The following is a 23646-nucleotide window of genomic DNA, read 5'->3' as shown; positions in this document are numbered from 1 at the left end:
TTCATTCTAAAGCTCATCGGAGTCTTCGTCTAACAAATGCATGTACGAAAAAAGAGCCTCGTCGAACGAGACTCTTAATTGGCCATCCGTTTCCGTTTTTTCACGAACGAAAAGGCGATGAATAAGACATAGAACGGCACCGCGATAAACCAGAACGTCGGCCACTCTTTCCAGCGTGCGAACATCATGTACGTCACGTAGACGAGGCTGATCGTGATGATAAAGGAGTGGCGTGGCAATGGCACATCTTTAAAACTCGGGATACGGACGCGGCTGACCATTAAAAGGGCGAGCCCTGTAAAGAAAATTGGCGTCAATAGTTCGCTGACGCGGTCACCGAACGTCGTGATGACAGCGAGAAGTCCACCAGCGGCCGTGATTGGCACACCGGAGAAGTAACTCGCCGCAACGTTTGTCGCAGACAAGTTGAAACGGGCGAGACGGTATGCACCGAATAGCGGGAACAGTGCCGCAAAAAACAATCCATAATTGCCGTAATCAATGAAAAACGTATAGTAGGCGAGCATCGCTGGTGCGACACCGAACGTGACGATGTCAGCGAGCGAGTCTAGCTCTTTCCCAAAGTCCCCAGCGACTCCGAGCATACGGGCGAGGCGCCCGTCTAAACTGTCGAGCATCATCGCGATGATGATTAACAGTGTGGCGTTTGAAAAGTCACCACGTGCGGCGTATACAATTGCGACGACACCACAAAATAAGTTTCCGAACGTAAAGGAGTTTGGGACCCACGAACGGATGCGTTCTTTCCACATAATTTTGCCCCCAGTAAGGTCATTGGCTAAACCAGCGACCGTTTGTGAATTGCAGTAAATCTTCTGGCTTCAACTCGAGTTGATAGCCACGTTTCCCAGCAGAGATGGTGATCGTCTCTTTTTCTTTGGCTGCATCATGTAAATACACCGGAAAAGGTTTCTTCGCTCCGATTGGAGAGACGCCCCCTCGGATATACCCGGTCAGTGCTTCAAGCTCTTTCATCGGGACAGGGGATGCTTTTTTCGCTCCCCAAGCTTTCGCGGCTGCCTTCAAATCGATGTCACGCTCTCCGGAGATGAGAAAGAAGGCGTATTGTTTTTTCTCGTTCATGAGACAAATCGTTTTGTATAGTTCATCGAGCGGTTTCTGCAATGTCATCGCTACGTGTTTGGCGGAGACGTCAGACTCATCGACTTCATACGTATGATAGGTGAACGGAATCTTCTTTTGTTTTAGTTGCCGAGCGGCGTTTGTCAGTTGCATCTGACTCATCCTTTCGTGACCGACTCCTTTTAGAATAGCAAATCAACCAACTGCCCGGCAATTGAACTTCAAAAAACTTTTCAGTAAAGGAAGGAGTTTGACGGAATGACGAAGAAATGAACAGTGATTCATTTTAAAGGGGGAATGAAAGTGGAGACGATTCAATTGACGACACACAATGGGGTAGGGTGGTTAAAACTGAACCGCCCGAAAAAGCTGAACGCCTTGAACGAGACGTTACTTCGCGAAATGAAAACGGCAATCGATGAATTTGAACAGGACGACGCGGTTCGCGTCATCGTCCTTGTCGGCGAAGGGCGAGCATTCTCATCTGGGCAAGATTTAACGATTGAGAGCGATGCAGATTACGGGGAATATTTAGAAGATGTGTATCATCCACTCGTTCGGGCGCTTTTCTCGAGCCGTAAACCAATCATCGCGGGGATTCATGGCGTCGTCGCAGGGGCGGGGCTTAGTTTGGCACTTGCGGCAGACGTTCGAATTGTCGCCAAATCGACGAAGTTCAGTTCAGCCTTCATTAAAATCGGTTTGGTCGCGGATGCGGGCGGACCATATCACTTGCGTCGTCTCATGCGAGACGATCTCGCTTTAGATTGGTTATGGAGTGGCAGTACCATCGATTCAGAAGCGGCGCATACGTTCGGACTCGTCACAGAGCTCGTGGAAGATGCGATGTATACGGAACGATTGACATCATACGCGGAGACGCTTGCTGCAAAATCACCAGTCGCCGTCCAAGGGATGAAGGCGCTCATGCGAGCTGCTTCGTTTGAAGAGGGACTGAGTGAGGAAATCGAATGGCAACGGAAGTGTGGGGACACAGACGTTCACCGCCAGGCGATGCAGGCATTCTTAATGAAATAAAAAAAGCGGCCGCGGCCGCTTTTTTACGTGGTTGTTTTTGCTTCGAACTGGAAGCCTTTTTGTTGCCACGTCCCATATTTCCAACGGCGGAACGCGAAGAAACCGCGGAACCATTCATCAAGAGAGAAGGCGAGCCAAATCCCGAGGATGCCGAGTCCCATTTGAAGACCGAACAAGTAACTGAACGCCACGGCGACGCCCCACATCGAAGCGATTCCGATCATGACCGGGAAACGGACGTCCCCAACGGACTTCAATGACCCCATCAACACGATGTTCATGGCGCGACCCGGTTCTAAAATGAGCGTTGCCCATAAGATTGGCACGCCGACCGCGATAATATCAGGGTTTGAGGTGAACAGCCCAAGTAGCGACTCGCTGAATACCGCCAAACCAAGAGAGGCGACGAACGAGGCGAACATGGCAATTTTCAACGTTTTGACGGCGCGATGATACGCCTCTTTGAAACGTTTGCCTCCGATATCTCGAGCGATCAGGAGTTGCGTCCCTTGTGCGACGGCGACGGTGAACAAGAAAGCGAGCATCGACAAGTTCATCACATATACGCGAGCAGCAAGGGAAGCCTCGCCCATCGTCGCGATGAATCCCGTGATGATTATTTGTGATGCCTGATACGATAAGTTCTCCCCAGCAGAAGGGACGCCGATTTGGAGGAGCGACTGAATGTCGTCTTTCTTCGGACGAATCACTTCTTTTAATGGGAAGCGGATCATAAGCTTCCGTTTGACGAGCCAGAACAACAGAATCATGGCAGCGAATCGTGCAATCACGATGGCCCAGGCGACACCAGCAACACCAGTGACCGGAAGTCCGAACAAGCCGGTAACGGCAAAGATGGCACCGACGGCAGTGATGATATCAATCAACAACGTTGCGAGCATGGCGTGTTTCGTCATACCGTGACTCCGGAGGATTGAGCTGAGCGCCATGATGAGTGCTTCGGTGAATAACGACAAGCCGACAATTTGTAGGAACAACAAACCGTGTGCGAACAATTCGTCCGATAGACCGAATAGGCGTAAGAACGTCTCACCGAACAAGAAGATGACGACGACCATGATTGCACCGAGCCACATATTCAAACTGACAGCGGAGCGGGCGAAGTCCCGACTCTTCTTCATGCGCCCTGCCCCGATGGCCTGACCAATCAAGATGGTCGCGCCGACAGACGTCACACTAAAGACAATCAAGAACACGTTTAAAATTTGGTTGGCGACCCCGACGGCCGAAGCGGCGGCGTCTGAGTAGTGCGCGAGCATCAATGTGGCGATGATCCCGGTTCCCATATGGAGGGCAAGCTCGATGAAAATCGGCCACGACAGTTTGAACAGGCTGAGCTGTTCCGTTTGTTTCGTCTGCATGTAGTGTATTCTCCCTTTTCTCTATAATTCTTTCTGTTAACTATTTGTTTTATAAAAATGTCAAAGGTCATCTTACTCCTTATGAAATGAAAAAGAAAGGGATTTGGTAAATTATTTTCAACAAAAAAATCACCCGAAGAAATCAGGTGATTTTCGAAATTATTTCAATTTCAGAATAGCGGCGCTGAATGGCGATAGCTCGATTTCGAGTGATTCAAGATCACGATCGTGCAATAGGTCATAGGCTGCGCCACGATAACCGAGTGGACTTAGTTTCGAAGTAGAATCCGAGTTGTTGAAGTAGACCAAGTACGTCTCATCTTTCGAACACCGCTCGATGATGACGGCGTTGTTGGCATCATCGACCAAGTTGAAACGATACGAGCCAGCATTTGCGAGCACGGGATGATCTTTTCGTAGCTGGATAAGCTTTTGGATGTAGCGGAAGAGGTTCCGGTCTTCAACGGATTCGTCCCATGGCATACAGCGACGGCATCCTGGGTCTTGTTCGCCTTCGAGTCCGATTTCGTCTCCGTAGTAAATGCATGGGCTACCAGTATATGTGAGCATCGAGGTCATCAAAAGCTTGAACTTTCCTTTATGACCTTTCGCCCGAGTCAACGCACGTGGTGTGTCGTGTGAGTCAATCAAGTTGAACGTGACTTCGTTGACGTTCATCGTGTTCATCATCTCGACACGCGTCAATTCATTACGGAACTCAGAAGCGGTCGTCCGGTCGAGCGCAAAATAGTTCAAGCTCGCGTTCGTGAACGGGTAGTTCATAACAGCGTCGAACTGGTCACCTTGTAGCCAAGGCTGCGAATCGTGCCAGATTTCCCCGAGGATATAAGCTTCTGGGTTCGCTTGTTTAACTGCCTTGCGGAAGTCACGCCAGAACGCATGGTCGACTTCGTTGGCGACGTCAAGACGCCACCCGTCGATCCCGAACTCTTCGACCCAGTAACGGGCAACATCTAATAAGTAAGCTTTTAATTCTGGATGCTCCGTATTGATCTTCGGCATGTTCTTCTCGAACGCGAACGTATCATAGTTCGGCTTCGGTTCTGTGACAACCGGGAAGTCGCGAAGATAAAACCAGTCGCGGTACTCAGAAGACGGACCGTTCTCGACGACATCTTGGAACCACGGGTGATGGTATCCGATATGGTTGAAGACGGCGTCGAGCATCACTTTGATGCCATTGTCGTGTAAGAGGTCGACCATCTCTTTGAACTTCTCTTTCGTCCCGAACTGTGGATCGATTTCCATATAGTCGAGCGTGTCGTACTTGTGGTTCGTCGTCGCTTTAAAGATTGGACAGAAGTAGACTCCGGTAATGCCGAGCTCGACCAAGTGATCAATATGGTCGATCACCCCTTGGAAATCACCACCGAAGAAGTTTGTGATCGTTGGCTCTGTCGAGTTCCATGGAAGTGTGCCTTCTGGATTGAGTGAAGCATCTCCATTTGCGAAGCGGTCCGGGAAGATTTGATACCAAACCGTGTCTTTCACCCAAGACGGCGCATGGAAGATATCAACCGGATTGATGAACGGGACGCAGAAGTAATAGCCCGTATCATCGAGTGGTTTTTCCTCGAACCATCCTTTTTCGGTATAGACGGCCGTCTCTTGTCCGTCATTCAGACGGAATCCGTAGCGAAGGCGACGGAATGGAGGCTTAACTGCAATAAACCAGTAGTCATAGGCGTCGTCGAAACCGATTTTCTCCATTGGAGTCTCGTATGTACGCCAGTAACTCGGTTTGTCTGGATCAAAGTTCCACATCGCCGGGTCTTCAGAATGCCAATCGTAAGGGTCGTTCCAAATCAAATCGACCGATTCGATATCGCCACGCTTCGTATGGAAACGAATGTGAATCGTCTCACGATCATATTTGTAAACGAACGGGGACATGGCACGATGATAAATCGCTTCTTTCATCATAAGGAAAACATTCCTTTCTTTATAGGGGATGACATCATTTTACAACACTGTGAATCAAAGAGAATAGGTGTTGCGAAAACGTTTGCTCAAGCAAAGGGTAATAAAGCGTTTACATTTTGTCAATTGCTGAAACTCATAAAAAGTGAGGAATTATGAACAATATTTTATAAATTACATAAATGGGTCAACAGACGTAAAAAAAGTGTAAAAAAAGACTTGTAAAACGCTTTCACAATTGTATAATAAAAATTGAGGTGAGGATGCAAACGTTTTCACTACCATGTCAATTTCGTAGCGGAGTTTTAAAATTGACGTGGTCGTGCGATTGCGCAAATCTGACCATACTATTTCCTTGGGGAGGTTTTTCATCATGAAGATGAAAAAAATGGTAGCAGGACTTTCAACAGCAGTATTCGCATTCGGTGCACTTGCTGCATGTGGTGGCGGAACAGACAACGGATCTTCTAACGAAGGTGGTTCTTCAAGCGAGAACAAACCTGAAAAGATCGTCATCTGGGAAGACATCGAAAAGTCTGAAACAACGAAAGAAGTTGCGAAGGCGTTCGAAGAAGAGCATGGCGTAAAAGTTGAAGTCGTCGAAGTACAGATGACGGATCAAAAAGACAAGCTCGCGCTTGACGGTCCAGCTGGTAAAGGTCCAGACATCGTTCTCGTACCACACGACCAAATCGGTACAATCGCTGACCAAGGTCACTTGGCTCCGATCGCTGACGAAGGATCACTTGATGCATTCACAGACGCTGCGAAATCAGCTGTTATGTTCGATGGTCAAGCTTACGGATATCCAAAATCAGTTGAGACACCAGTTCTCATGTACAACAAAGACTTGATGTCTGAAGCTCCAGCATCTATGGACGACCTTTACAAGTTGTCAAACGATGTAAAAGCTGACGGTCAATACGGATTCCTCGCACTTTGGGATAACTTCTACTTCGCACACGGTGTTGTCGCTGGATTCGGCGGATACGTGTTTAAAGAAGACGGTGGCGCACTCGACCCATCTGACATCGGTTTGAACAACGAAGGCGCAGTTGAAGGATTCGAGTACATCGGTAAATGGTACGAAGAAGGCCTCTTCCCTAAAGGATTGATCGGTGAGTCTGGCGGCCAGGCGATGGACCAACTCTTCACTGAGAAGAAAGCTCATTCAGTCATGAACGGACCTTGGGCTGTAGCTGGTTACACAGATGCAGGCGTGAACCTCGGAGCGGCTCCAATGCCAACACTTCCGAACGGTGAGCCAATCAAGACGTTCATGGGTGTGAAAACATATGCCCTTTCAGCTTACACAGAAAACCAAGAGTGGGCTGAAATGTTCCTTCAAGAGTTGACGAATGAAGAAAACGCATTGGCAATGTTTGAAGCATACAACGAGATCCCACCAGTAGCAGCACTCGAGTCGAACGAGACAATCACGTCGAACGAAGTTGCGAAAGCGGTATTCGATCAAGCAACAAACGCAATCCCAATGCCTAACATTCCTGAAATGGGACAAGTTTGGGAGCCAATGGCACAAGCACTTCAGCTTGTAGCGACTGGTAAACAAGATGCACAAAAATCTGCAGACGATGCAGTGAAAGTCATCGAACAACAAATCCAAGCAAACAACCAATAAGGAATTGAAATGACGGGGTGCGCCATATGGCGTTCCCCCTCATTTTCTAGCATTGAGCAAACGTTTGCTTGATTGATTTGCTCAAATCGAAAGGAGAAACTGAGGATGGCTGCAATTGCGAACCCTAAAACACCGGACCAACGCCCGGACAAGCCTACAAACCATGCTCGGAACGCGGGACTACTTTCCATCATTCCGGGACTCGGACAGTTATACAATAAACAATACGCGAAAGCGGTAGCGTTCTTTATCGTCGTCGTATCATATTTTGCCGTAAACTATGATCTATTTTTCAAAGGGGCGGGCGCCGGACCAGGTGACCGTGGAGGACTTTGGGGATTGATCACGCTTGGTGAAGTGCCAGGACCTCGTAACGACCACTCCATCTTCTTGATGGTCGAGGGGATTGTCGCGTTAATTTTACTTTTCTTCGGAATCGCGTTCTATGTTTGGAACATTCGTGACGCCTATCGTGTCGGTCGCGCTCGTGATCAGCATCTAAACCTTCCATCGTTCCAAATGCAACTTCGCAACTTGCGTGACCATGGATTCCCATACTTAATGTTAATCCCATCACTCATTTTGTTAGTGTTTACAGTTATTCTTCCATTGATCTTCACGTTCTTGATCGCCTTCACGAACTATCGCTACAACAACGCACCACCAGCGAAACTCGTCGAATGGGTCGGATTCGAGAACTTCACGCGTATTTTTGAAATCGATATCTTCCGTGACACGTTCGTCGGGGTACTCGGCTGGACGCTTGTCTGGACGGTCGCTTCAACGACAGGGGTCATCGCAATCGGGATCTTCCTTGCGGTGCTCTTGAACCAAGAGGGTCTACGTTTCCGTCGCTTGTTCCGCTCAATCTTAATTTTGTCTTGGGCAGTTCCGGCATTCATCACGATCTTGATCTTCCGTTCGATGTTCAACGAATCGTTCGGGGTGTTTAATACGACGATCTTACCGGCACTCGGTCTTGACCCAGTCAACTGGATGACCGATCCGACAGCAACACGAACAGCACTTGTTCTCATTCAATGGTGGCTCGGATTCCCGTTCATCATGACGCTCATGACAGGGGTTCTTCAATCGATTCCTGGTGACTTATATGAAGCAGCGACGATTGACGGAGCAACCATCTTTGATAAGTTCCGCTTGATCACATTGCCGATGCTCTTGTTCGCAACAGCACCGATCTTGATCACGCAGTTCACGTTCAACTTCAACAACTTTAACATCATCTATCTCTTTAATGGCGGTGGCCCTGCTGTACCTGGACAAACGGCCGGCGGTACCGACATCTTGATTTCTTGGATTTACAAATTGTCTCTCGGTGCCAACCCGCAATACGGACTTGCGGCTGCGATCACACTTATCTTGTCATTCTTCATCATGACGCTTGCCGTGATCCAATTCCGTCGGACAAAATCTTTCAAAGACGAGGATATGATCTGATATGAAAAAACAAAAACGAATCAATTTGGCGATCTCGTATGTCATCTTGACGCTTGCGTCGATCATCATTCTCTATCCGATGCTTTGGGTTGTCGGAACATCGTTCAACCCAGGGCGTACGATTACGTCAACGATTATTCCATCGAACCCGACGTTTGTTCACTATAAAAACTTGTTCGACCTAACAATTTCGGATTATAGTTTATGGTATGTGAACACGTTGAAAATCGCTTTCATCACGATGGCACTCTCTGTCGTCTTGGTGACGATCACTGGTTACGTCTTCTCACGCTATCGTTTCGTCGGACGTAAGAACTCACTCGTCTTGTTCCTCGTCCTTCAAATGGTGCCACAGTTCGTTGCGATCATCGCGATTTATGTATTGCTCAACATGCTCGGCCTTCTTGACACACATACAGCGCTCATCTTGCTCTATGCGGGTGGTGCGATTCCGATGAACACGTACTTGGCGAAAGGGTACTTCGACACGATTCCGAAAGAACTTGACGAAGCAGCCCGCATGGATGGTGCAGGTCACCTCCGAATCTTCTGGCAAATCATTTTGCCACTTGCGAAGCCGATTGTCGCAACGATTGCTCTCTTTAACTTCATGGGACCATTCAACGACTTTATCTTGGCATCGCTCGTCCTTCGTTCACCAGAGAAACAAACATTGGCAGTTGGTCTTTACAACATGATTTCGAAACAGTTCGATAACAACTTCACGTTGTTCGCGGCAGGTGCGGTTCTTTCAGCCCTTCCGATCGTCATCTTGTTCTTCATGTTCCAACGCTACTTCGTTTCTGGCCTTACAGCGGGTGGTACGAAAGGATAATACTCGTAAAAGGAGGAAGCGATATGAGGCGAGGCGTCGTGCTCGTGCTCCTGTCGCTTCTTTTGTTTCCGACCGTCGTCGGTGCAAAGGAAGCTGCTACTTGGGAACAAGAACGCATGTATTTTATTATGGTCGACCGATTTGTTGACGGAAATCCGGATAACAATGAGCAGGTCGACAAAGATGACCCGAAAGCATTTCATGGCGGAGACATCCGTGGGGTCATCGAGAAGCTCGATTATATCGAGTCACTCGGATTCACATCGATTTGGTTGACACCTGTTTTTGAAAATATGCCAGACGGCTATCACGGGTATTGGATTAAAGATTTTTATAACATCGACCCGCAATTCGGGACGAAAGAGGATTTGCAGGAACTCGTCGACGAGGCACACAAACGAGACATGAAAGTTATTCTCGACTTCGTCGTCAACCACGTCGGTCCAAACCATCCGTGGGTGGAAGAAAAGCCGGAATGGTTCCATGAACAGCTGCCGATCGTATTCTGGAAAGATCAAGAACAGGTCGAGACGCATTGGTTGTTCGATTTACCGGACTTCAAAACAGAAGACCCGGAAGTCAAATCGTATTTGATTGATGCGGCAAAGTATTGGATTGAAGAAACCGACATCGATGGCTATCGCCTCGACACAGTCCGTCACGTCGATAAGGCGTTCTGGAAAGACTTTGTCGAAGGTGTTCGGTCGGTCGATCCGGACTTTTACTTACTCGCCGAAGTGTTTGACCCGGACCCACAATACGTCGCGCAGTATGACGACCTCGGGTTCAACAGTATCACGAACTTTACATTTTATGATCGTGTCTCGAAAACGATGACGCAACAGCAGGCGAACGTTGATGAAATCGATGTTGCCGCAAGTTATGCCGAAACGTTCTTCAACGACCCGAACCAGATGGCGACGTTCCTCGATAACCATGATGTCGAACGGTTCATGCATATGGCCGAACTCGGTGGTGTGGAATCAGCGGAACGACGGTTACGCCTCGGGTTGTTCGCGCTTTATGCGTCACCGGGTATGCCGATCGTTTTCCAGGGAACAGAGAATGCTCAGACGGGCGGGGCCGATCCTGCGAACCGAGTGATGACTGAATTCCCGGGAAATGAAGAGTTACATGAATACGTCGCAACGATGAACCGCATGCGTGAGGAATACCCGGTCTTTGCGACAGGTGAACAGCGCATGATTGCATCGGAAGACGGGATGGCCGTCTTTGAGCGTAAAGACGGAGATGACGTCGCATTATATGCGATCAACATGAACAGTGAGGATCGAGAGATTGAGATCGAGGTCAGTGAAATCGGGGAAGATACAAGACTTCGCGGTCTATTATTCTCACAACTGGTCACAGATCAACGCGGAACGTTTACAATTGAACTATCTGGCGAAAGTGCGAACGCTTACATCGTCGAGGAATCATCGGTAAATCCGTGGATGATGGGCTTACTCGTCGTCACGATTCCGATTTTCTTGACAGGTTTGGTCATGTGGAAGCGCCGCAAATAAAGATATGAATGGCCGAAAGGCACGAATTGAATTCACGGAAGCAGGGGGGAACACCATGCAAATCACAATTAAAGATGTTGCGAAGCATGCGAACGTCGCGCCGTCGACGGTATCTCGCGTCATCGCCAACAGCCCAAGAATCAGTCAAAAGACAAAAGAACGGGTCAGAAGCTCGATGGAAGAGCTCGGTTATCATCCAAACATCCATGCGAGAAGTCTCGCCAACCGCTCGACACAGTCGATTGGTCTCGTCATGCCGAGCGCGGCGACAAAGACTCTCCAAAACCCATTCTTCCCAGAAGTGCTACGAGGAATCAGCACGAAAGCGCACCAAAATGGTTATTCACTCTATATGACGACCGGTGTGACAGAGGAAGAAGTGTTGTCGGGTGTCATCGAGATGGTACAAGGACGCCGCGTCGACGGTGTCATCGTCCTCTATTCACGTGAAGACGACCAAGTCGTCCAATACTTACGACAAACGAAGTTTCCGTTCGTCGTGGTCGGGAAGCCGTTCGGGGACGCTTCTTCGATTACGTACGTCGATACGGACAACTATTTGGCAGGTCGTGAAGTGACGAAGCATCTCTATAACCTAGGTCACCGTCGCATTGCCTTCATCGGGGGATCGGACAAACTCGCTGTGACGCAAGATCGCCGTAACGGATACGCGACGGCTCTCATGGAGGCTGGCATTCCAGTAAGTGAAGACTATATCGCACGGGCTGAATTCATGACAAAAGGCGGGGCGAAGGCCGTTCGTGAGTTGCTTCAAAATGAAGAGCCGCCAACCGCGGTCGTCGTCAGTGATGACATGATGGCACTCGGTGTCATCAGTACATTGAGTGAGATGGGGCTCAAAATCCCAGAGGACGTAGCCGTCGTCAGTTTTAACAACGTCTATATCGCGGAGCACTCGAACCCGCCACTCACATCGGTCGAAATCAACATTTTCGGTCTCGGTTTTGAGGCGACGAACTGCTTGATTGAACAAATCAGCGATAATGCGCCACCTTACGGGAAGCGCGTCATCGTCCCGCACTATTTGGTCGTCCGCCAATCGTGTGGCCAGAAGAAGAGCAAGGTAACCGAGACATTAGAATCGAATTCCTGATTGTTTAGACGATCTCGCGAGAGCGAGGTCGTTTTTTGCATATCCGATTGATTGAATCATTTTGAAGTGGGGAACATCACTCACGAATGGATAAATCGAAAGGATGGATTGAGATGAGTCAGAGACGATTTGTTGGAACATATGATACGAAAGAAAGTTTGCTTTCTAAAATTAACGAACTGAATGAAAATGGCTACGATGAAGGAGAATTATATGTCGTGACCGAACAAGAAGACGCTGTCCACGTGCTCAAACGGGAGACGAACGTAAGCGTGGAAAACGGTGACACGTCTTGGTTAGACAACCTTCAAGACGATACACAAGGTAAAGATATGAAACAAGCGCTGAGTGACTTAGGCATTTCAGATGATGAGGTGAATCAGGCACACGAACAGATTAAACAAGGTGGATATGCGCTCGTGATCGATGAACCAGATACGGGGTTCAATGATGGTCGGAGCGCTCTATTCGAAGGTCATGAGGCGAATGCGGCGTTCGGTGAGGGCGAAAAAAAGCATAAGTGAAGTTTGGATGAGACTGACTCTGCAAGAGGCAGTCTTTTTTGTCTAAAAATGTGACGAAAAAAAGAAAGAAAAAGTTTTATGCAAACGATTGCATTCTTTCTTCAGTTGTGTAAAATGAAAGGTGAGATTAAATACAGCGCTTTCATAGACAAACGGTTGCACGAACTTGTTGTCCGTCGAAGGTAGCCTTGTAGAGAAAAAGGAGTGGCAGACAGATGAAACGATTGTTTGCAGTCGATGAATGGAAAGTAACAGAAGAAGGTCTTCACCCGAAAGAAAACCGTCTTGCTGAATCGATCACATCGCTCGGTAACGGGCACATGGGGATGCGAGGTAATTTTGAGGAAGATTACTCGAATGATACGCACCAAGGATTCTATGTGGCGGGCGTCTATTACCCAGACAAAACACGTGTCGGTTGGTGGAAGAACGGATATCCTGAATACTTTGCCAAAGTATTGAATGCGACAAACGTCATCGGTCTACGTGTCGTCATCAACGGTACACCCGTCGATTTGGCGAAATGGGACGTGAAAGATTTTACACGTGAATTGGATATGCAGCGTGGTGTCCTCACACGGACGTTCACATTGATGAATGGTACAGAAGAGACAAAAGTAGAGGTCGTCCGTTTCTTCTCGATCGTTGACAAAGAAGTGTTGGCGATTCGTTACAATGTCACACCGGTGAACTATGAAGCGAAAATCGAATTCACTCCGTACTTAGACGGCGATGTCGTCAACGAAGATTCAAACTATGATGAGAAGTTCTGGCTCCCGGTTGACAGTGGCATCGAAGAACGATTTGGTTTCGTGACAACGAAAACGAAAAAACTCGATTGGCACGTCACGGCGTCGATGATTGCCGATGTAGAAGGTGCTCGTTGCGAAGTACTCGAAGCGACAGACCTCTTCGTAGCGAACAAATTCACGGTCAGTGCGACTGCCGGCGAAACAGCGACAGCCTATAAATATGTATCTGTCGTGACGAACCGCGACCACGCCATTGACGACCTTCAGTCTGCAGGGATGACACGAGTCGAAGCGGCATTTGAGAAAGGCTTCGAGACGCTTCTCGCTGAACAAACGGAAGCATGGCTCGCACGCTGGGAAGATGCGGACGTTCGAATCGATGGAGATATCGAAGCGCAACAAGGGATTCGTTTCAACATCTTCAACATGTACCAAACGTACACGGGCGAAGATTCACGCCTCAACATCGGACCGAAAGGGTTCACGGGCGAGAAATATGGTGGTGCGACGTATTGGGATACAGAAGCATACTGCCTCCACTTCTATTTGGCGACGACCAAACCAGAGGTCTCATGGAACTTGCTCAAATACCGTCACAACCAGTTACCACAGGCAAAAGAAAATGCTGTGAAGAATGTCGGTATGGAAGGTGCACTTTACCCGATGGTCACGATGAACGGGGAAGAGTGCCACAACGAGTGGGAAATCACACATGAAGAGATTCACCGTAATGGTGCGATTGCCCATGCCATCTTCAACTACACGAACTTCACAGGCGACAAGTCGTACCTTGGACAATACGGGCTTGAAGTATTGGTCGAGATCTCGCGTTACTGGGCTAGCCGCGTCAACTTTGTACCACACAAAGACGTGTATATGATCCTAGGCGTCACAGGTCCGAACGAATACGACAACAACGTGAACAACAACTGGTACACGAACTTGATCGCTGCGTGGACGCTCGAATATACGCAAGAAGTGTACAACTACTTGAAAGAAGCGGAGCCTGCACGTCTCGAAGAGCTCGTGTCGACGCTCGGCATCACGGACGCGGAACTCGCGAAGTGGGCAGATATCCAGACGAAGATGTACTATCCAAAAGATGACCTCGTGCCAGATGTCTTTATGCAACAGGATGGCTTCATGGATAAAGAACAAATCTTAGTGAAGGATCTCGATCCAAAACATCTTCCACTTAACCAAAACTGGTCGTGGGATCGTATTCTCCGCTCGAACTTCATCAAACAAGCGGACGTACTTCAAGGACTCTACACGTTCGGTGATCGCTTCACCATCGAGCAGAAACGTGCGAACTTTGATTTCTATGAGCCACGCACGGTTCATGAGTCGAGCTTATCACCATGTGTCTATTCAATCATTGCGGCAGAAGTCGGTTATGAGGATAAGGCGGTCGAATTGTATCAACGTTCGGCACGACTCGACCTCGACAACTACAACAACGATACAGAAGACGGCTTGCACATCACATCGATGGTCGGCTCATGGATGTCAATCGTTCACGGGTTCGCGGGTATGCGCATTCAAGAGGATAACCTCTCGTTCAGCCCGATGATTCCGAAGGACTGGAACGGCTACTCGTTCAACATGCTCTGGCGTGGTCATCACTTGACGGTCACATCATCGCGTGAACAAGTGACGATTAAACAAACAGGTGGTACAGATGTAACACTTCAGGTGTATGGAAATGCAGTAACGGTTCCTGCAAATGAATCGATTACAATCGAAACAGTGAAAGCGTGACCAATTGCTTCGTACGAACAAGCCGACCTCAGTCGGCTTGTTTTCGTGTGAAAAACTTATCGGAATTCCTGCATATTTGCTGTATGCAGCATGAATAATCTATGTTATCTTGATTCTTAGCTATTTTGAGAAAGGGGAGTTGAAGCTTGACGGAAGCCGTTAAAGAACATACACGAATCGGGGTTGTCTCGATCATCGGAGGATTGTTCGTTGCCTTATCCATGACATTATTTTTAATTCCAGCCGGTGTCTATTCGACAGGATTTACGGGCCTTGCCCAAATCTTGACGGCACTACTTGCTGGTACACCGTTTGAACTAGGGGAAGGACTCTGGTTCTTTATTCTGAACGCACCACTGCTCGTCGTTAGTTATTTTATGCTCGGGCGGAATATGATGATCCATACGCTTGTCAGTGTCGCCTCGGTCACGTTGTTCATTCGTATGCTTCCGCAATCGCAGCTCCTCTCGGACGACCCGCTCTTGAACGCTGTGTTCGGCGGTGTGCTTTTGGCAATCGGATCAGGGATTACGATTCGTTATGGGGCCTCGACAGGAGGCTTTGACATCGTCGCGTTGATTCTCGCGAAGTTCACGAACAACTCGGTCGGTGTCTACCTCTTCTTGATGAACATGATGATCGCGCTCGCAGCAGGTGCCTTGTTCGGATGGCCGACAGCGCTCTACACAATTGTCTTCTTGTATGTGACATCAAAAGTAATCGATGAGATTTACACGAATACGCAGCGTCAGACGCTCTTCATCGTGACGAACCATCCGGATGAAGTCACGAAAGAATTGCATCAACACGTGTTCCGCGGAATCACGCTCATGCCGGCAATCGGCACGTACTCGAAAGTCGAGAAGGCGACGCTCATGATGGTCGCGCAACGACACGAGGTGCGTGAAATCACACGGATCTGTAAAGATGCAGACCCATCGGTTTGGATCAATATCTTGCCGACAGAGGACGTCGAAGGTACGTTCCGTCGCTAACTAGACCCCTACTGTTCACGCAGTAGGGGTTATTCTATATATATGACATCAGATATGGTTGGGGGAGGATACGTGATGATTGGGGTCAGCATTGCGACGAAATGGGAATATGAAGCGACATTAGACTACTTTAAAGTGAATGGTGAAGAACGTTGTGCATACCCGTACGGAGATTTTTTTCTAAAGAAGGTAAATGATACTGAATTGATTTTTTATTTTACAGGTGTTCGAAAGGCGAACGGAGTAGGGGCGAACCAGTATATGATCTCTCGTTTTGATTTAACGAAAGTGATTGTTGCCGGAACGTGTGCCGGAATAGATGATACGTTTAATCATTTGGATATCATCGTGCCACATCGTGCCGTGCAATATGATTGTACGGTGAAAGAGGTAGAACCATTGATTAAACAATCTTTCATCGTTGACATACCACTTTCTCACTACGGCAGTGATTACTTGACGGGGACGATTGCAACGGCTGACCGGGCTGTCGTGATGTGGAAGGATTATGTAGAGTTGAACGAACATGAGGTCACAATTGCTGATACGGAAGCAGGTGCCATTGCATATATCTGCAAAAAGAATCATGTCGAATGTGTGATCATCAAAGGTATTTCTGACTTTCCAAAAGATGAGGGACATGAAAATCCGATTGTTTCGAATGCTGAACAAATCGAAGTGTATTTGAAGAATACGCCTGTTGTGATGACTAAAATTTTTGATGACTATTTGATTCGTTTTCTTTGAGTATAGGAGTCGGAGTGTCTGAACGAAAATGACATTTGTACGCCTGGGATTTCGGATACCTAAAGCGGCGTGCGAAATGCGGCGGATGCATGGATACGAAAACAGAGGATTTTCTTCCTAATCAGGAAGAAAATCCTCTGTTTGATAATTATTGAGTTCTAGTCGGTGCTTTCGTTATACCTTATACCTTGATTCCAAGTCGTTCTTCTAGGAAGAGGGCAATCCCGTCGTCCATGTTCGAAGCCGTCACTTCGTTGGCTACGTTTTTCAGTTGGTCGATGGCATTCCCCATCGCGACGCCCGTCCCGACATAGTCGAGCATCTCGAGGTCGTTCTCTTCATCACCGAACGCGATGATCTGCTTCCGATCGATGTTCAAATGCTTCGAGACTTCCTGGAGTCCGAGTGCCTTCGACGTATTTTTGCTCATGACCTCGATCATGTGCTCGGGCATACGCCACTGACGATTCAATACCGCCTCGGCATGAATGTCGTCGAGTTGGGAGCGGACGTGCGCCACATGATCTTTTGTCGCATGAATCAACAGGGATGTCGGTTCATCTTGCAGATGCGTCAACAAGTTACCCGACGTGACGCTGAGCGCACGTTCTGCATACGGGCTGTAGAACTCTTGCGGGTCCTTTTGGAAGTAAACGTGGTCTGTCACTTCGACAACGATGTTATGTGCTTTCGTGTCGGCGACCTCTTCAATGATATCGTGTGCGGTCTTGAGTGGAATCGGGCGATGTGTGACCGCGTAATTCGCATCTTTCGGGTGATGCACGAGGGCACCGTTAAAGTTGACGAGCGGTGTCGTCAAGCCCATCTGCTCATAGTACATGATGGAGTGGCGCTTTGGACGCCCTGTAGCGATCATGACTTCATGACCAGCTTCACGTGCCGCTTGAAGGGCACGGAGATTTCGTTCACTAATGGTTTTATCATCTCTTAATAACGTTCCATCTAAATCAACTGCGATTAAATAACGTGACATCAGTCATCCTCTTTTCTTCACAATGATGTTTCTACGACCGTATCACATTTTTTGATTTGACGGAAAGAATATACAATCGAAGTCGCATATTCCATTCGAACAATGCTATACTAATGTCGTATGAATTTTTACGAATCATCTGTGAGATGGAGGGGACGTTCAATGCGTTATTTAGTGACATTGATCTGGGCGATTGTGCTCTCAAATACAGCGGTGTTTATCATTTCTGCTGTTGATGGTGTAGAGTTCAACGCGATGCTCGCGACAGGATTTGGCGTGGCCATCACAATCTTCGTTGCGCTTCTCGATGTCTTAAACCAAGACATGGGAATCAGCGACGTTGCACAAGAGAAGTAAGCCGTCTACAATCAAACTGACTCGTGCATGAGTCAGTCTTTTTTCTTTATCTAACAATAAGAGGAGGATCATGCATATGAAAAACCCTGAAAAACGCGCGAATTTTATTACGTTCGCCATCATCGGAGCGATTATCGTCATCGGGATCGGCCTGTTGTTCTTTTTAAACGGAGCGAATGAAGAAGAAGCCGTCAATGCCGTCACTGCAGATGAATTACAGCAACAGTTAGACCAGGACGGCGAGGTTGTCGCTTACTTCTGGCAAACAGGCTGTGAATATTGTGAGCAAGTAAAACCATATGTCGAACCGCTCATCGAAGAATATGATGCGGTATCGATCAACTTGGCAGACCATAACGTATGGGAAACATACGGCATCAACGGAACACCGACCATCATCCGATTCGAAGATGGAAAAGAAGTCGGTCGCATTGAAGGTGCTGTCTCTGAACAACAATACGAGACGTTCTTTAAGAATGAGGAGGCAAAAGAGGAATGAAGCGTCGTTTTTATCAAACGTTATTTGAGTTGAACGCCTCGCCTTGGATTGCCACGCGCCTCAAACGCTTCGCGGAGTCGAGCGTGAGTCGACACTTGGTTCCGTCGTTTGCCAAAGTGTATGACATTGCGGTGGAGGAAGCGGAACAGCCGCTTCACGCCTATCCGTCACTTCATGCATTTTTCACGCGTCACCTAAAACCGGGGGCACGTACGATTGATGAATCAGCCGACACACTCGTCTCACCATGTGACGGGAAACTCTCGGTCATCGAATCGATTACGGAAGATAGTCGCTTTGAAGTAAAAGGACAGTCTTACACGCTTGCGGAGTTGCTCGGTTCTCAACAAGAAGCGAGACGCTACGCTGACGGAACGGTCGTCGTCCTTTACCTCAGCCCACGCGATTATCACCGGGTCCATACGCCGCTTTCGGGGCGTGTGCTCAGTCACTATGAACTGGGGGACCGCTCGGCGCCAGTAAACGAGATCGGGTTGACGGAGACGGTGAGACCGCTCTCTCGCAACTACCGTCGTGTGACACGATTTGACAGCCCGGCTGGAACGTATGAACATATCATGGTCGGTGCCTTGAACGTGAATACGATCGAGTGGACGCTCGATGGCGATCAAGCCGATAAAGGGCAAGAAGTAGGATACTTCTCATTCGGTTCGACTGTCGTCCTTTGTTTTGAGAAGGATACGATTCAAATGGACCGTGAAAAAATGGGTCCGGTTCGACTCGGTGACGTCATCGGAACGATCAAAACCAACTAATTTTGTATCAATTTTCTTCCGACCGAACGATAGACTAGTCGTTTGGTCGGTTTTCGTTTACCATAGAAGGGATATCAATACTTGTATAAGTAGTTGAATCGTTTAGCTAATTGGAGGAATTTTACGTGTTTAATCGACTTTATCCGAAACAGTTCGTCGCGACTGTGTTTGACATCGACTTACAAGAATTGAAAGACCGTGGGGTACGCGTCATTTTGACCGACCTTGATAATACACTCGTGGCCTGGGACGTCCCGCATGCGCCTGAGCTTTTATTGATGTGGCTTGAAAAAGTGAAATCATACGGTTTCGATGTGATTGTCGTATCAAATAATAACGAGAACCGTGTACGAACGTTTACGGAGCCGCTTGGCCTTCATTATGTCGCTCGTGCCAAGAAGCCGTTACCTTCTGGTTTCAAAGCAGCGCTCTCGAAATACGGCTATTCGCCGAAAGAAGCCATCTTCTTAGGAGATCAGCTGTTCACGGACGTGCTCGGTGCGAATATGGCCGGTATCCACGTCATCCACGTACAACCGGTCGTCAAGACGGACGGACTCGTCACGAAATTCAACCGGATGCTTGAGAAGGTTGTCTTCGCGCACATGAAGCGTCGCGGGAAGTATGTATTGATCACGAAAAAAGTGGAAGAGCTTGCTGTGGATGCACAGCGGGCGAAAGTCGCAGTCGCTGAAAAAATTGGCGAGGCGATGCATTCACGTTCCGAAGATTCACATAAAAAAGATGAATAAGACCTCGAACGCACAGGAAGAAGGAGGCTGCCCATGTACGGCGACCAAGGCGTCGGAATTAACGCTTCAGGAGTAGCAGCGAGGTGCTACGGCGAATGAAGAAGGGGAAACCTAAACGGCAGTAAGTACAACTATGGAAGAAACCAAACGATATTGCGCTGGGTGCGGTGTAGCCATCCAAACGGAAGACCCGAACGGGGTTGGCTACGCACCGAAATCGGCACTTGACCGAGAAATTGTCATTTGCCAACGTTGCTTCAAATTGAAGCACTATAACCAAGTCCAAGACGTCGAGTTATCTGATGATGACTTCTTACGTATCTTGAACGGAATCAGTTCAAAAGAGGCGCTCGTCATTAAGATTGTCGACATTTTCGACTTCAATGGCAGCTGGCTCCCGGGACTTCAACGTTCTGTCGGCTCGAACCCGGTACTGTTAGTCGGGAACAAGGTGGACTTGTTGCCGAAATCCGTCAACCCGAATCGCATGGCGAACTGGATGAAGGCTGAAGCAAAAGAACTCGGCTTGAACCCAATCGACGTCCATTTGATCAGTGCGAAAAAAGGGCATGGGATCGACGAACTCGCTGAAAAGATTGAATATTACCGAAAAGGAAAAGACGTCTTTGTCGTCGGTTGTACGAACGTCGGGAAGTCGACACTCATCAACCAGGTGATCAAACGTTTCGGTGAAGAGGATGAAGCCATCATCACCGTCAGTCATTTCCCGGGAACGACGCTTGACTTGATCGACATTCCGCTCGATGATGATGCGAACTTGTACGATACACCAGGAATCATCAACCGTCATCAAATGGCACACTATGTCGATGCGAAAGATTTGAAGACGATCACGCCGAAAAAAGAAATCAAGCCACACGTATTCCAATTGAACCCGCAACAGACGCTTTACTTTGGCGGTTTGGCACGCTTGGATTACTTGGAAGGCAATAAACGTTCGTTCGTCATCTATATGTCGAATGAGTTGAAAGCACACCGTACGAAACTCGAACGCGCGGATGAGCTCTATGACCAGCATATTGGGAAGATGCTCAATCCTCCGAACGAGAAGACGCTCGAAATCTTACCACCACTCGTACGCCACGAATTCAGTTTACGAGACGGTGTGAAGACAGACATCGTGTTTAGCGGTCTCGGATGGGTCGCGATTCATGGTAAAGGCGGTCGCATTGCGGCTTGGGCTCCGAAAGGCGTCGCTGTCACACTCCGCGAGGCGCTCGTATGAATCTGGCTGTCATCGGCCACCCGATTGCTCATTCGCTCTCTCCCCAACTGCACGAGCAGTGGTTGAGGGCGTCTGGGCTTTTCGGGCGTTATGAGGCCATTGACGCGATGGAGACCGACCTGCCTCGCCTGTTCGAAGCGATGCAGGAAGGCGAATGGGACGGGTTCAACGTAACGATCCCATACAAAGAAGCGGTCGTTCGTTATGTCGACGAGCTCGACGAGGCTGCCAAGATGGCCGGTGCCGTCAACACGGTGTATAAGCGGGACGGACGCCTCGTCGGAACGAATACAGACGGTGCCGGGCTCGTCCAAGCATTGATGCCGTTCACGGATTGGTCAGGGAACGTTCTTGTCATCGGTGCTGGCGGTGCCGCACGTGGAATCGTGCAGGCGTTACCGACGCGTCAGGTATCAATCGTCAATCGGACAGTTGAACGGGCAAAAGAGCTCGCCAACACGTTCGGCGTTACCTATACGACGTTCGACGAGGTCGACATCTCACGCTATGACGTCATCATTCAGACCACTTCTGTCGGGATGGACGAGAGATCGACACCACTTTCATTAGAAGGATTACGACAAAACACGGTCGTTTGTGATATCATATATCGTCCACTTGTCACCCCGATGCTTCAAGAAGCGAAACGTCGCGGAGCAAGAATTGTGACAGGTGTTGCCATGTTCGTCGGTCAGGGCGCGCTCTCGTTCGAGAAATGGACGGGCGTGAAACCGGACGAAACCATCGGAAAAAAGTTAATCGAAGGATTATTGGAGGAATAATATACTATGCTATCAGGTAAACAAAAACGCTTTTTACGCGCAGAAGCGCACCATCTCTCACCAATCTATCAAGTTGGGAAGAATGGGGTCAGCGAAGCGATGTGTAAAGATATCGTGGACGCACTCGAGAAACGCGAATTGATCAAAGTTCAAGTACTTCAAAACTGCATGGACACGCCAAAAGACGTGGCCGGTGAGTTGTCAGAAGGTACACGAGCTGAGGTCGTTCAAGTTATTGGTAAAGTCATCGTCTTATACAAAGAGGCGACTGAGAAAGAAAATCGCCAAATCAAACTCCCATGAGCCGCATCGGTTTGATGGGGGGCACGTTCGACCCGCCGCATCTCGGTCATCTATTGATTGCCGAACAAGCTCGCGAACAGCTTGAACTCGATGAAGTCTGGTTTTTACCGGCCGCGATTCCGCCACATAAAGTCGGATTCAGCTCGGCAGACCATCGAATCGAGATGACCCGTCGTGCCATTCAAGGTCAGTCAGACTTCAAGTTGAACCTGATTGAGTTTGAACGGAGTGAACCGTCTTACACGGTAGAGACGATGAAGCGGTTGATTGAACGGCATCCAGACGATACGTTCTACTTCTTGATTGGAGCGGATTCGCTCGTCGCACTCGAATCGTGGCACGACTATGAGACGCTCATCGGTCTCGTCACGTTCGGTGCGGTCGCCCGTCCCGGGACACGTTACTTGATTCCGGAGAAGGCGGACGTTCGTCCAATCGATATGCCGCAACTTGAGATTTCGTCTACTGATATCCGGGAGCGGGCGAAGCGTGGCAAGTCCATCAAATATCTGGTCCCGACTTTGGTCGAGACGTATGTGAAGGAGCATAAGCTGTATGACGTTTGAAGAAGCGCACGAGTTGATTAAACGAACGCTACCGGAAAAACGCTATATCCATACGCTCGGTGTTGTTGAGACAGCGGAGCGAATGGCGATTCAGTACGGCGAGAACGTCGAACAGGCCCGTCTTGCTGCAATGCTTCACGACTATGCAAAATATGTTGACACCGAAGAAATGCGTCAAGTCGTCATCGAAGAAGGACTGGATTCAGCTCTTCTTGAATACGGGGACGAGTTGTTGCATGCGCCGGTCGGAGCCGTCTTGCTGGCTCGTCAATACGACCTCGATGAAGCGGTGCTCTCTGCGATTCGGAACCATACGACGGGAGAGCCAGGGATGTCTCGTCTCGATCAAATCCTATTTGTGGCCGATGCCATCGAACCGAATCGGAATTACCCGGGAGTTGATCGCCTGCGAGCAGAAGCAGCTCAATCGCTCGAAGCGGCGGTTGTCGCAACACTGCGCCAAACGATTGAATTTTTATTGAAGAAGTCGGTGCGGATTTTTCCACTGACGATTGATACGTATAATGATTTTGTGAATACACCTTAGGAGGGTCA

At 48.6% G+C, this 23646-nt stretch carries 24 protein-coding genes; 19 read left to right on the top strand and 5 right to left on the bottom strand.

All coding sequences use genetic code 11. From position 1 onward, the window contains the following. Positions 1–74: 74 nt before the first annotated feature. A complete protein-coding gene (pssA, locus tag KNO85_RS10170) occupies positions 75–773 on the bottom strand; it encodes a CDP-diacylglycerol--serine O-phosphatidyltransferase (protein ID WP_214789647.1) in 699 nt (232 codons plus the stop codon). Positions 774–792: 19 nt separating this feature from the next. Then, positions 793–1257, bottom strand: a complete 465-nt coding sequence (ybaK, locus tag KNO85_RS10165; protein ID WP_214789645.1) for a Cys-tRNA(Pro) deacylase — start codon at positions 1255–1257, stop codon at positions 793–795. A 144-nt stretch (positions 1258–1401) separates the two neighbouring features. On the opposite strand from ybaK, the gene KNO85_RS10160 reads away from it, so the two are divergent. After that, on the top strand, positions 1402–2142 hold the full coding sequence (locus KNO85_RS10160; RefSeq protein WP_251130619.1) for an enoyl-CoA hydratase/isomerase family protein: 741 nt from the start codon (positions 1402–1404) through the stop codon (positions 2140–2142). Between the two features lie 23 nt (positions 2143–2165). On the opposite strand, the gene KNO85_RS10155 is transcribed toward KNO85_RS10160, so the two are convergent. Continuing rightward, positions 2166–3524 (bottom strand): MATE family efflux transporter, encoded by a 1359-nt coding sequence (locus KNO85_RS10155; protein ID WP_214789640.1) that lies wholly within the window; start codon positions 3522–3524, stop codon positions 2166–2168. Positions 3525–3683: 159 nt separating this feature from the next. Beyond that, complete coding sequence (locus tag KNO85_RS10150; protein WP_214789638.1) at positions 3684–5468, bottom strand: glycoside hydrolase family 13 protein; 1785 nt, start codon at positions 5466–5468, stop codon at positions 3684–3686. Between the two features lie 370 nt (positions 5469–5838). Between KNO85_RS10150 and KNO85_RS10145 the strand changes: the two genes are divergently transcribed. The 9 genes from KNO85_RS10145 to KNO85_RS10105 all read left to right on the top strand — a co-directional run bounded on the left by KNO85_RS10145 (position 5839) and on the right by KNO85_RS10105 (position 16816). Next, a complete protein-coding gene (locus tag KNO85_RS10145; RefSeq protein ID WP_214789636.1) occupies positions 5839–7104 on the top strand; it encodes an extracellular solute-binding protein in 1266 nt (421 codons plus the stop codon). Between the two features lie 105 nt (positions 7105–7209). Beyond that, positions 7210–8562 carry a sugar ABC transporter permease gene (locus KNO85_RS10140; RefSeq protein WP_074032667.1) on the top strand — a complete coding sequence of 451 codons (1353 nt, stop codon included), beginning with the start codon at positions 7210–7212 and terminating at the stop codon, positions 8560–8562. Between the two features lies 1 nt (position 8563). After that, positions 8564–9397, top strand: coding sequence for a sugar ABC transporter permease (locus KNO85_RS10135; protein WP_214789634.1), 834 nt, complete (start codon positions 8564–8566; stop codon positions 9395–9397). Between the two features lie 23 nt (positions 9398–9420). After that, a complete protein-coding gene (locus tag KNO85_RS10130; RefSeq protein ID WP_214789632.1) occupies positions 9421–10923 on the top strand; it encodes an alpha-amylase family glycosyl hydrolase in 1503 nt (500 codons plus the stop codon). Between the two features lie 55 nt (positions 10924–10978). Further along, on the top strand, positions 10979–12037 hold the full coding sequence (locus tag KNO85_RS10125) for a LacI family DNA-binding transcriptional regulator (RefSeq protein ID WP_214789630.1): 1059 nt from the start codon (positions 10979–10981) through the stop codon (positions 12035–12037). Positions 12038–12123: 86 nt separating this feature from the next. Next, positions 12124–12561, top strand: coding sequence for a YflT domain-containing protein (locus KNO85_RS10120; protein WP_251130618.1), 438 nt, complete (start codon positions 12124–12126; stop codon positions 12559–12561). A gap of 215 nt (positions 12562–12776) precedes the next feature. Continuing rightward, entirely contained in the window at positions 12777–15074 is a 2298-nt protein-coding gene (locus tag KNO85_RS10115; protein ID WP_214789628.1) for a glycoside hydrolase family 65 protein, read from the top strand. Between the two features lie 146 nt (positions 15075–15220). Then, the gene (locus KNO85_RS10110; RefSeq protein ID WP_074032674.1) at positions 15221–16069 is read left to right on the top strand and encodes a YitT family protein; all 849 of its coding nucleotides are present in this window, start codon (positions 15221–15223) and stop codon (positions 16067–16069) included. Positions 16070–16144: 75 nt separating this feature from the next. Further along, the gene (locus tag KNO85_RS10105) at positions 16145–16816 is read left to right on the top strand and encodes a 5'-methylthioadenosine/S-adenosylhomocysteine nucleosidase family protein (protein ID WP_214789626.1); all 672 of its coding nucleotides are present in this window, start codon (positions 16145–16147) and stop codon (positions 16814–16816) included. A gap of 181 nt (positions 16817–16997) precedes the next feature. Here KNO85_RS10105 and KNO85_RS10100 read toward each other — a convergent pair whose 3' ends face one another. After that, the gene (locus KNO85_RS10100; protein WP_214789624.1) at positions 16998–17810 is read right to left on the bottom strand and encodes a Cof-type HAD-IIB family hydrolase; all 813 of its coding nucleotides are present in this window, start codon (positions 17808–17810) and stop codon (positions 16998–17000) included. Between the two features lie 162 nt (positions 17811–17972). On the opposite strand from KNO85_RS10100, the gene KNO85_RS10095 reads away from it, so the two are divergent. The 9 genes from KNO85_RS10095 to yqeK all read left to right on the top strand — a co-directional run bounded on the left by KNO85_RS10095 (position 17973) and on the right by yqeK (position 23638). Then, a complete protein-coding gene (locus tag KNO85_RS10095; protein WP_074032676.1) occupies positions 17973–18167 on the top strand; it encodes a YjzD family protein in 195 nt (64 codons plus the stop codon). 76 nt (positions 18168–18243) lie between these two features. Next, complete coding sequence (locus KNO85_RS10090) at positions 18244–18666, top strand: thioredoxin family protein (protein WP_214789622.1); 423 nt, start codon at positions 18244–18246, stop codon at positions 18664–18666. Next, complete coding sequence (locus KNO85_RS10085) at positions 18663–19442, top strand: phosphatidylserine decarboxylase (RefSeq protein ID WP_214789620.1); 780 nt, start codon at positions 18663–18665, stop codon at positions 19440–19442. Before KNO85_RS10090 ends, KNO85_RS10085 begins: the two co-directional genes overlap by 4 nt. Before the next feature lie 125 nt (positions 19443–19567). Beyond that, complete coding sequence (locus tag KNO85_RS10080) at positions 19568–20194, top strand: YqeG family HAD IIIA-type phosphatase (RefSeq protein ID WP_214789618.1); 627 nt, start codon at positions 19568–19570, stop codon at positions 20192–20194. 133 nt (positions 20195–20327) lie between these two features. After that, positions 20328–21440: a ribosome biogenesis GTPase YqeH gene (yqeH, locus tag KNO85_RS10075; protein ID WP_015880995.1), complete on the top strand. Its 1113-nt coding sequence runs from the start codon at positions 20328–20330 to the stop codon at positions 21438–21440. Continuing rightward, entirely contained in the window at positions 21437–22222 is a 786-nt protein-coding gene (aroE, locus tag KNO85_RS10070; protein WP_214789616.1) for a shikimate dehydrogenase, read from the top strand. Before yqeH ends, aroE begins: the two co-directional genes overlap by 4 nt. Before the next feature lie 6 nt (positions 22223–22228). Continuing rightward, a complete protein-coding gene (yhbY, locus tag KNO85_RS10065) occupies positions 22229–22525 on the top strand; it encodes a ribosome assembly RNA-binding protein YhbY (RefSeq protein WP_214789614.1) in 297 nt (98 codons plus the stop codon). Next, a complete protein-coding gene (locus tag KNO85_RS10060) occupies positions 22522–23091 on the top strand; it encodes a nicotinate-nucleotide adenylyltransferase (protein WP_214789612.1) in 570 nt (189 codons plus the stop codon). The genes yhbY and KNO85_RS10060 overlap by 4 nt, the downstream gene beginning before the upstream one ends. Next, positions 23081–23638 (top strand): bis(5'-nucleosyl)-tetraphosphatase (symmetrical) YqeK, encoded by a 558-nt coding sequence (gene yqeK, locus KNO85_RS10055; protein WP_214789610.1) that lies wholly within the window; start codon positions 23081–23083, stop codon positions 23636–23638. The genes KNO85_RS10060 and yqeK overlap by 11 nt, the downstream gene beginning before the upstream one ends. Positions 23639–23646 lie beyond the last annotated feature (8 nt).

The organism is Exiguobacterium sp. s124, from assembly GCF_018617485.1.
Classification (GTDB): domain Bacteria; phylum Bacillota; class Bacilli; order Exiguobacteriales; family Exiguobacteriaceae; genus Exiguobacterium; species Exiguobacterium aestuarii.
The sequence above is the reverse complement of the archived record's forward strand: the minus strand, read 5'-3'. Positions and strand labels throughout refer to the sequence as shown.